At 63.4% G+C, this 9,809-nt stretch carries 8 protein-coding genes; 7 read left to right on the top strand and 1 reads right to left on the bottom strand.

Going from position 1 to position 9,809, the window contains the following annotated elements:
- The 3 genes from rpoN to AC1D1P_RS07170 form a co-directional block, all read left to right on the top strand.
- On the top strand, positions 1 to 1,238 hold a 1,238-nt coding region (gene rpoN, locus AC1D1P_RS07180), incomplete at its 5' end, for an RNA polymerase factor sigma-54 (RefSeq protein WP_477672522.1).
- Between the two features lie 42 nt (positions 1,239 to 1,280).
- Positions 1,281 to 2,711, top strand: coding sequence for a THUMP domain-containing class I SAM-dependent RNA methyltransferase (locus AC1D1P_RS07175; protein ID WP_477670657.1), 1,431 nt, complete (start codon positions 1,281 to 1,283; stop codon positions 2,709 to 2,711).
- On the top strand, positions 2,708 to 3,127 hold the full coding sequence (locus AC1D1P_RS07170; RefSeq protein ID WP_477672521.1) for a putative toxin-antitoxin system toxin component, PIN family: 420 nt from the start codon (positions 2,708 to 2,710) through the stop codon (positions 3,125 to 3,127). The genes AC1D1P_RS07175 and AC1D1P_RS07170 overlap by 4 nt, the downstream gene beginning before the upstream one ends.
- Positions 3,128 to 3,170: 43 nt before the next feature.
- Here AC1D1P_RS07170 and AC1D1P_RS07165 read toward each other — a convergent pair whose 3' ends face one another.
- The gene (locus AC1D1P_RS07165; protein WP_477672520.1) at positions 3,171 to 4,952 is read right to left on the bottom strand and encodes an FMN-binding glutamate synthase family protein; all 1,782 of its coding nucleotides are present in this window, start codon (positions 4,950 to 4,952) and stop codon (positions 3,171 to 3,173) included.
- A gap of 119 nt (positions 4,953 to 5,071) precedes the next feature.
- Between AC1D1P_RS07165 and AC1D1P_RS07160 the strand changes: the two genes are divergently transcribed.
- The 4 genes from AC1D1P_RS07160 to AC1D1P_RS07145 form a co-directional block, all read left to right on the top strand.
- Positions 5,072 to 5,902 carry a YecA/YgfB family protein gene (locus tag AC1D1P_RS07160; RefSeq protein ID WP_477670654.1) on the top strand — a complete coding sequence of 277 codons (831 nt, stop codon included), beginning with the start codon at positions 5,072 to 5,074 and terminating at the stop codon, positions 5,900 to 5,902.
- A gap of 681 nt (positions 5,903 to 6,583) precedes the next feature.
- Entirely contained in the window at positions 6,584 to 8,188 is a 1,605-nt protein-coding gene (locus AC1D1P_RS07155) for an ABC transporter substrate-binding protein (RefSeq protein ID WP_477672523.1), read from the top strand.
- Positions 8,189 to 8,201: 13 nt separating this feature from the next.
- The gene (locus AC1D1P_RS07150) at positions 8,202 to 9,296 is read left to right on the top strand and encodes an ABC transporter permease (protein ID WP_477672519.1); all 1,095 of its coding nucleotides are present in this window, start codon (positions 8,202 to 8,204) and stop codon (positions 9,294 to 9,296) included.
- A partial coding sequence (locus AC1D1P_RS07145; RefSeq protein ID WP_477672518.1) for an ABC transporter permease occupies positions 9,293 to 9,809 on the top strand: 517 nt, incomplete at its 3' end. The genes AC1D1P_RS07150 and AC1D1P_RS07145, both read left to right, overlap by 4 nt.

Below are 9,809 nucleotides of genomic sequence, written 5' to 3'. Positions count from 1 at the left end.
GTGCGGAGCCCAAGCTCGAGGAAAGCTGGGAAGGCGATGGCACGGTAGAAACCACGCCCGACGACAGCGAGTGGGGAAGCGACGCACCGGCGCGCAAGAACAACAATGAAGAGAGCGAAGCCGAGGCCTCCGACCTCACGGGCAGCCATGAGTCGCTGCAGGACCACCTGCACCGGCAATCGCTGAGCTTGCGCCTGTCGGAGGAAGATCGCGCCGCGCTGCACTTCCTCATTGAATCGCTCAACGACGACGGCTACCTTGAAGACAGCCTGGCGTCGCTCGCGGCCGGTCTTGCAAGAGATGACATGGCGCAGGCGGAAGAGCTGGAGCAGCGTTTTGCGATGGCGCTCAAGCTGCTGCACCACATGGAGCCTGCCGGTGTCGGTGCGCGCAACCTGGCGGAATGCCTGAGCCTGCAACTGCTGGACTGCAAGGACTGCGAAGAAACCCGCGCAGCCATTGCCATGTGCAAGCAGCCCATGGAGCTGCTGGCCAAGCGCGATGTCAAGCGCCTGTCGCACCTGTGTGGGTTCACCGAAGCCGCCATCAAGGGCGCCATCACGGTGATTGGCCGGCTCGACCCCAAGCCCGGGCGCCGCTTTGTGAACGTGGAGCGCAACCTGATCGTGCCCGACGTCATCGTCATCAAATCGGGCCGGGGCTTCAAGGTTTCGCTCAATGGCGACGTCATGCCGCGCCTTCGCGTGCACGACATTTATGCCAATGCCCTCAAGCAGCACAAAGGCCAGGGCGGCCAGGCGCTGCAGCAGCGCCTGCAGGAGGCCCGCTGGTTCATCAAGAACATCCAGCAGCGCTTTGACACCATCCTGCGCGTAAGCAGCGCGATTGTGGAACGGCAGAAAAACTTCTTCACGCACGGCGAACTCGCCATGCGGCCGCTGGTGCTGCGCGAAATCGCCGATGAACTGGGCCTGCATGAGTCCACCATCTCCCGCGTGACCACGGCCAAGTACATGGGCACCCCTTTCGGTACTTTCGAGCTCAAGTATTTCTTCGGTTCCGCACTCGGCACCGAAACCGGCGGCAATGCTTCCAGCACAGCGGTGCGCGCGCTCATCAAACAATTTGTCTCGTCAGAAAGCCTCAAGAAGCCGCTCAGCGACAACCAGATTTCCGAAATGCTCAAGGAGCAGGGCATTGAATGCGCCCGCCGCACCGTGGCCAAGTACCGCGAGGCGCTCCGCATCGCGCCCGCCAACCTGCGCAAATCACTCTAGCCGCCCAATCAGGCCGCGCTGCCCCGCCCCTCAAAGTCAGTCATGAATCAACTCCAACTCTTTTTACCGTGCGCCGCAGGCGTCGAAACCCTGCTGGCCACCGAGGTCAAGCGTGTCACCGGGATCGACGGCAAAGCCTGGCGCGCCGGCGTGCAGCTGCAGGCTTCGTGGCGCGACGCGTTGCAGCTCAACCTGCACAGCCGGCTGGCGCAGCGCGTGCTGATCGAGCTGCAGCACAACCAGTACCGCAGCGAACAAGACCTCTACAACGCAGCTGCCAACGTGGCCTGGGAAATCTGGTTCACGCCCAAGCAGACCTTCAAGGTCGAGATCACGGCCCAGCACAGCCCGCTGCAAAGCCTGAACTTCGCGGCGCTGAAGATCAAGGACGCGATCGCCGACCGCTTTCGCGCCAAGTTCGACGACGTGCGGCCCAGCGTCGACACGCGCTGGCCCGACGTGCGCGTCTACGTGCACCTGACGACGGACACCGTCACGGTCTACATCGACACCTCGGGCGAGCCGCTCTTCAAGCGCGGCTGGCGCGAAGACAAGGGTGATGCCCCGCTGAAGGAAACCCTGGCCGCCGCCATGATTGCCGCCAGCGGATGGGATCAGCTCTGTAAAGAAGGCGTGCCGCTCTATGACCCCTGCTGCGGCTCGGGCACCATCGCGATTGAAGCCGCGCAAATCGCCTGCAACATTGCGCCCGGCATCAACCGCCGTTTTGCCTTTCAGAAATACCTGCCCTTCCAGGGCCATGTCTGGGACGGCCTGCTCGACCAGGCCGAAGCCGCCATCACCGAACCTACAGCGCCGGTGTTCGGCAGCGACGTGTCTTTCCGCATGGTCGACTTTGCCGAACGCAATGCCGAGCGTGCCGGTGTGGCCAATGCGGTGGAATTCCGCGGCGGCGACGCCCTGCAGCGCATGCCGCCCGCGCCTTCGGGCGTGATGCTGGTGAATCCGCCTTACGGCGAGCGTATTGATGTGGCAGGTGTGGCCGGCATCACCGGCGTGCAGGGGCGCGACCAGCGCCGCCAGCAAGGACAGGCCGAAGGACGCGTGCAGCAGGACCACCGCAACCAGCCCATCGACGAATTTGGCCAGCCGCTGAACCGGGACAGCGGTGATCGGGGTGACACACGTGAAGAACCCGCCTTCGAGACATCGCGCGACCGCTCGGCGAACCCCGGCCGCGAGCAGGCACAAAACGCCTGGGGCGAAGAAGCGACGGAGTTTTTTCCACAACTGGCCGCGCACTGGAAGAAAAATTACGCCGGCTGGACCGCTCACGTGCTCACACCCGACCTCAAACTGCCCGGCAAGATGCGCCTGAAAGAATCGCGGCGCGTGCCGATGTGGAACGGTCCCATCGAATGCCGCCTGTTCCGCTTTGACATGGTGGCGGGCTCCGCACGCGGCAAGCCCGGCGCAGCCGCCCCCACCCCACCGAACGAGCCGGCGGCGTGACGGCCTCAGTGCGCCAGCCTGTCGTGCTGGACACCAACATCGTCCTCGACGTGTTTGTCTTCAATGACGCGGCAGCGCAGCCACTGAAAAAAGCGCTGGAGGCCGGCGAGCTCGACTGGCTGGCCACGCAGGCCATGCGCGACGAACTTGAGCGCGTGCTGGCCTATCCGCAAATCATTCCCCGCCTGGCGTTTTACGAATTAAGCGCCGGTGACGTGCTCGCCGCCTTTGACCGGCATGCTCGCCTGACGGAGGTGGCAGCCAAGGCCGGTGTCACTTGCAGCGACCCCGACGACCAGAAGTTCATCGACCTGGCGGTGACCGGCAAGGCCTTGCTGCTCAGCAAGGACCGGCATGTGCTTTCAATGAAGAAAAGGCTCCTGACCCAGGGTGTACGTGCGCAAGCAGCTATTTAATTAATAGCGACCCGTTCATGACCCGGAATGCCGTGAGAGGCGTTTAACCCGCAGCGCGCTCTGCGGAGGCGCCGGAGGGAACTGCCCCCGATACCGCCGCGGCATCACCCGTCACCGGCACACGGATGCCGTTGGCTTGCGCAGGCATGTGCCCACCCGGCCCCACGCCATTGGCGCGAAAACTGTGCGCGCTGGCCAGCGGCCAGTAGTAGCTGAACACCGTGTTCTGTTTTTCCAGCGAGCCCAGCAGCGCACCGGGCTCGACTTGCATGATGAGGTTGCTCAGCAGCCGCACCTCGGTATCGGTCAGGCGCCGCACGATGTGATGCGCGTTGACTTCGCGCGGGTGGCACAGGCCCGCGGCCTGCACCAGCTCCTGCAGCGCATGCAGCGTGCTGCGGTGGAAATTGCGCACGCGTTCGGCCTTGTCGGGCACCACCAGTGCCTGCTGGCGCACCGGGTCTTGCGTGGTGACGCCCGTCGGGCATTTGCCGGTGTGGCAGCTTTGCGCCTGGATACAGCCCAGCGCCATCATGAAACCGCGCCCGGCATTGCACCAGTCGGCGCCCAGCGCCATCAGCCGCACCATGTCAAACGCGCTCACCACCTTGCCGGCGGCACCGATGGAAACGCGGCTGCGCAGATTGACACCGATCAGCGTGTTGTGCACCAGCAGCAGGCCCTCCTGCAGCGGCGCGCCCACGTGGTCGGTGAACTCGACGGGCGCCGCGCCCGTGCCGCCCTCGGCGCCGTCCACCACGATGAAGTCCGGCGTGATGCCGGTCTCCAGCATGGCTTTCACAATCGCAAACCATTCCCACGGGTGTCCGATGCAGAACTTGAAGCCGGTCGGCTTGCCGCCCGACAGCTTTCGCAGTTTGGCGATGAAATGCATCATCTCGACCGGCGTGGAAAATGCACTGTGGCTGGAGGGCGAAATGCAATCCTTGCCCTGCGGTACACCGCGCGCCGCCGAGATTTCCTCGGTGACCTTCGGCCCCGGCAGGATGCCGCCGTGGCCGGGCTTGGCGCCCTGGCTCATCTTGAGCTCGATCAGCTTGACCTGTGGGTCGCGTGCGTTGGCGGCGAAACGCTCTTCGCTGAACGTGCCGTCCTCGTTGCGGCAACCAAAGTAACCCGAGCCGATTTCCCAGATCAGGTCACCGCCATGCAGCCGGTGGTGCTGCGAGATCGAGCCCTCGCCCGTATCGTGCGCGAAGCCGCCGAGTTTGGCGCCCTTGTTCAGCGCCATGATGGCATTGGCCGAGAGCGATCCGAAGCTCAGCGCCGAGATGTTGAACACGCTGGCGTGGTAAGGCTGTGTGCAGGGCTCCACCGAGGGCGAAGGATGATCGGGCGTGCCGCCTATCCAGACACGAAAGTCATGCGACGGCAGTTTGGTCGGCGACATCGAATGGTTGACCCATTCATAACCCTGCGCGCCAACGTCGAGCTGCGTACCGAACGGCCGGTTATCGGGTTCGCCCTTGGCGCGCTGGTACACCAGCGAGCGCTGGGCACGGGAAAACGGCGTGGCCTCGCTGTCGCTTTCGATGAAGTACTGGCGCATTTCGGGCCGGATGTACTCAAACAGGAAACGCATGTGGCCGATGACCGGGTAGTTGCGCAGCACGGCATGGCGCGTTTGCCGCAGATCGCGCACGCCCACGCACACCAGCACCACGCCGGCCACCAGCGATACCAGGGCCAGCTTCCCCACGCCAAAAACCATCAGGCCGAGCAGCCCCAGCAGCGCGGCAAGCCCGCACAGGGCCATAAAGGTGTAACGGACGGGGAACCAGGCATCCAGGCGCTGAAGAAACATGGTGGAGCTTCCGGGGGGAGGGGTCACAAAAGGGCACAAAACACAGGCATGCAGCCGCGATGCGCCAGATACACTTTGCATCATAAGAGCCTCATGTGACGCTCAGAACTGTTTTTTTCATGAAGCCCACCCCCAAATCCGTCATCCCTTCAAAGCCCTCGCCGGAGCCGGTTTTCCTGGAAGTCGAGGCGTTCGACGAACTCGATGCCATCCTCGACGACCTGCGCACCCGCTATGACGAAACGCCGCAGTGGGAATTCTGCGAAGGCTTCATGGCCGCCGTGATCTGCTCGCGCCGGCCCATCGAGGCAGCCGAATACCTGCCCGTGCTGCTCGCCGTCCCCGCTGAGGGCGAGGCACCGGATCCGGAAGGCGGCTCGTTCGCCAGCGACGCGCAACGTGAGCGCTTCCTCATGCTCTGGAACCAGCGCTGGCAGGAAGTCGAAACGGCGCTGGACGCCGAAGTGGACTCGCTCGAAGACGACAACTGCTACCACCCCGAGGTCATGGACATACGCGGCGCCGTGGCCGACATGCCGCCCGACGAACGTGCCGCTTTCAAGGGCGAAGACCTGCCCGCATTCGCGCAGGTCTGGGCGCTGGGCTTCATGTTTGCGGTGGAAAGCTGGCCCGACGAGTGGATGGCGCCGCGTGACAAAGACGCCGCCAAATGGCTCGACGGCGCCCTGCAGGCCGTGGTCGCCATGACCGAAGACGATAGCGCCCCGCCCGAGGTGTCACCCCTGAGCGAAGACGGCACGCCCAGCACCAGCATTGCCAGGCTCAACGCTTTTGGCGAGGCCATCTGGGCGGTGTATGACTTGCGTGAGTTGTGGAAGACCATGGGCCCCAAGGTCGAGACGGTGCGGGTGGAGGCCACGCCCGGGCGCAACGACCTGTGTTATTGCGGTAGCGGGAAGAAATACAAGAAGTGTCACGGGGCGGGGTAAAGGCCGGTGATCTGACGGCAGGTGTCCTTTGCCGGGTCCGGACGCACCGAGCGATCGCTATCAATTTCATAGCTTGTCGCGCCCTATTTAATTGACCTCGAGCCACTTTTGGACCTCAAGAACAAGGCTTGCGAGGCCTCCTGAACGCGCCAGAAGAAGGGATTTGCCCCGAAACTGAAACCAGACCCGGTTCAGGCTGTTTTCAGGGGAAGTTTTGGCCTTAAGTCCAATATGGATGGGCGCCAGCAGCTATGTTTTTAATAGCAACAACAAACACCGGTAAAACCCGCAGAGTTCAGCCGGTTGTCCACCAGGATATTCCGCCGAGCAGCAGGTCGTAACGCTTCACCCTGGAAGGCGGCGTCTGGACACTTTTTTGGGGCAACGGTGTTGGCTACGTGGGCGACGGCCAGGCGGTCCGCCGCCGGACCGCCGGTTTTCATGAAGTCAGCAATCGCGGAAAACCCGGGTCTTGACGCGCGCGGTCGGCGGCGCAGAATGCATCAGTCGCCCTGGACCGTTAACAGGTCCCTGACTTGTATGTACAAGTTACCGGCGGCAACCACCAGCGGCATGGGCATGATTCCTGCTCACCCCTGAGACCCCCGGGCGCGGCCGCCACAAGCGGTCAGGCGCAATGTTTGTTTGACTGTCCAACCGAAGGAAATCATCTTGAACCACATGCTTCCCCACCTCAGCCGCCGCGTTCTTTGCGCCACTGCCGCAGCCGCCATGCTGGCCTGCAGCGCCGGCGCAGTGCTGGCCGCCACGCCGAAGGACACACTGGTGCTGGCCTTCGGTTTCGATGACATCATCACCATGGATCCGGCCGAAGCCTTTGAGCTGTCCGCCGGCGAAATCATGGGCAACACCTATGACCGTCTGCTGCGCCTGGACGTCAACGACCCGTCCAAACTGGTGGGCGACGTGGCCAAATCCTGGACCGTCTCGGCCGACGGCAAAACCTATACCTTCGAGCTCAAGCCCGGGATCAAATTCGCCTCCGGCAACCCGCTCACGGCCGAAGAAGTGGCGTATTCGCTGCAGCGCGCCGTGATGCTGGACAAATCCCCCGCCTTCATCCTGACCCAGTTCGGTTTCTCCAAGACCAACGTCAAGGACAAGATCAAGGCCACCAGCCCGACCGTGGTGACCCTGGAAACCGACAAGGCCTATGCGCCCACCTTTGTCTTCAACTGCCTGACGGCCAACGTTGCCGGCATTGTCGACATGAAGCTGGTGCAGTCGAAAGAGGTCAACGGCGACTGGGGTTATGCCTGGCTCAAGACCAACTATGCCGGCTCCGGCCCGCTCAAGCTGCGCGAATGGCGAGCCAATGAAATCGTGGCGCTGGAACGCAACGACAACTACTACGGCGCCAAGCCCAAGCTGGCCCGCGTGATCTACCGCCACGTCAAGGAATCGGCCACGCAGCGCCTGCTGCTCGAAAAAGGCGACATCGACATCGCCCGCAACCTGAGCCCGCAGGACATCGCGGCGCTCTCGGCCAACAAGGACGTGAAGATGACTTCCACGCCCAAGGGCACGGTCTACTACATCAGCCTGAACCAGAAGAACCCCAATCTGGCCAAGCCCGAAGTGCGCGAAGCCCTGAAATACCTGGTCGACTACGATGCCATCGGCGACACACTGGTCAAGAACATCGGCGTGATCAACCAGAACTTTCTGCCGCAGGGCCTGCTGGGCGCCAGCACCGTCAAGCCCTACAAGCTCGACGTGGCCAAGGCCAAGGCGCTGCTGGCCAAAGCGGGCCTTGCCAACGGCTTCAAGGTCACCATCGACATGCGCACCATCCAGCCGGTGCAGGGCATCACCGAGGCCTTCCAGCAGACGGCCAAGCAGGCCGGCGTCGACATCGAGATCATTCCCGGCGACGGCAAGCAAACATTGACCAAGTACCGTGCCCGCACCCACGACATGTACATCGGCCAGTGGGGCGCCGACTACTGGGACCCGCATTCGAACGCCGATACCTTCACGCGCAATCCCGACAATGCCGATGACGCGAAGGCCAAACCGCTGGCCTGGCGCAATGCCTGGGCGATTCCCGAGCTGACGAAGCAGTCGGACGCGGCTGTGCTGGAGCGTGACGCCGGCAAGCGCAAGAAGATGTATGAGGACCTGCAGGCCGAGTTCCGCAAAACCAGCCCCTTCATCATGCTGTACCAGCAAACCGAGGTGGCGGCTTTCCGGAGCAACGTGGACGGCCTGAAGCTGGGCCCCACCTTCGACAGCAACTACATGTTCAACGCCTCCAAGCGCTGATAAGCCACCGACTTTGGCCATTCCCGACCCCACAGCCGCCGGCGTGGCGCCGCTCAGTGCGGTGACCACGCGCACGGCGGGCCAGCGCTTCACGCCGCACGCCAGGAGCTTCGGCAACTTCCTGGTGGTGATTCTGCTCACCTACCTGGGCCTGCTTGCGGTCACGTTCTTCATCGGCCGCGTGATTCCCATTGACCCGGTGCTGGCCATCGTGGGCGATCGCGCACCGCCGCATGTGATCGAGCGGGTGCGCCAGGAGCTGGGGCTGGACAAGCCGCTGTATGAGCAGTTCTACATCTACATCGGCAAGGTGCTCAAGGGCGACTTCGGCATCTCGGTGCTGACAGCCAACCCGGTGATGACGGACATCAAGCGCGCCTTTCCGGCCACGCTGGAGCTGGCGAGCCTGGGCATCCTGATAGGTGCGGGCCTGGGCGTGCCGCTGGGGGTATGGGCCGCGGTGCGGCGCGGCAAGCTGGTGGACCAGGTGGTGCGCGTGATCGGCCTGGTGGGCTATTCGGTGCCCATCTTCTGGCTGGGGCTGATGGCGCTGGTGGTGTTTTATGCGCGGCTGGGCTGGGTCTCCGGGCCGGGCCGGATCGACGTGAGTTATGAATACACACTCAAGCCCATCACGGGGCTGTTGCTGCTCGACACCGCCATGACCGGCGAGTGGGAGGCTTTTCGCAATGTGTTTTCGCACCTCATCCTGCCGGCTTCGCTGCTCGGCTATTTCGCGTTGGCCTACATCAGCCGCATGACGCGTTCCTTCATGCTCAATGAACTCGCGCAGGAATACGTGATCGCCGCGCGCGCCAAGGGCCTGTCGGAGTCGCGCATCATCTGGCGCCATGCACTGCGCAACGCCATGGTGCCGCTGGTCACGGTGATCGCCCTGTCGTACGCCGGCCTGCTCGAGGGCTCGGTGCTGACGGAAACCGTTTTTGCCTGGCCGGGACTGGGCCTGTACATCACCAACTCGCTGCAGAACGCCGACATGAATGCGGTGCTGGGCGGCACGATTGTGGTGGGCTCGATCTTTGTCGGCTTGAATTTATTGTCAGACGTCTTGTACAAGCTGCTCGACCCAAGGACGCGTATCCGATGACTTCAAAGGTTGCATCCCTGCGCGACTGGCTGAGCACCGACCGCCCTGCCTCGCGCCGCCAGGCCTTCATGGGCCGCATGTACCACGGCTGCCGCGATTTTTCGCGCAACCGGCTGGCGATGCTGGGCCTCTTCATCGTGCTGGGCCTGGTTCTCGTGGCGATTTTTGCCGACCTGCTCGCGCCTTACTCGGCATACACCGGCGACCTGCGCACCACGCGGCTGCTGCCGCCTTCGTGGGCACACTGGTTCGGCACCGATGACCAGGGACGGGACATCCTCTCACGCATCATCATCGGCTCGCGCATCACGCTGATGGTGGTGATTCTGGTGGCGGTGCTGGCCGCGCCGCTGGGCCTCATCGTCGGCACCGTGGCGGGTTATGCCGGCGGCTGGGTCGATGCGGTGCTGATGCGCATCACCGATATTTTTCTGGCGTTTCCGCGTCTCATTCTGGCGCTGGCGTTTGTCGCGGCGCTGGGCCCCGGCATCCAGAACGCGGTGATCGCGATTG

Source organism: Polaromonas sp. P1_E1_2 (genome assembly GCF_056406035.1).
This window is presented reverse-complemented; position numbering and strand designations above follow the sequence as displayed.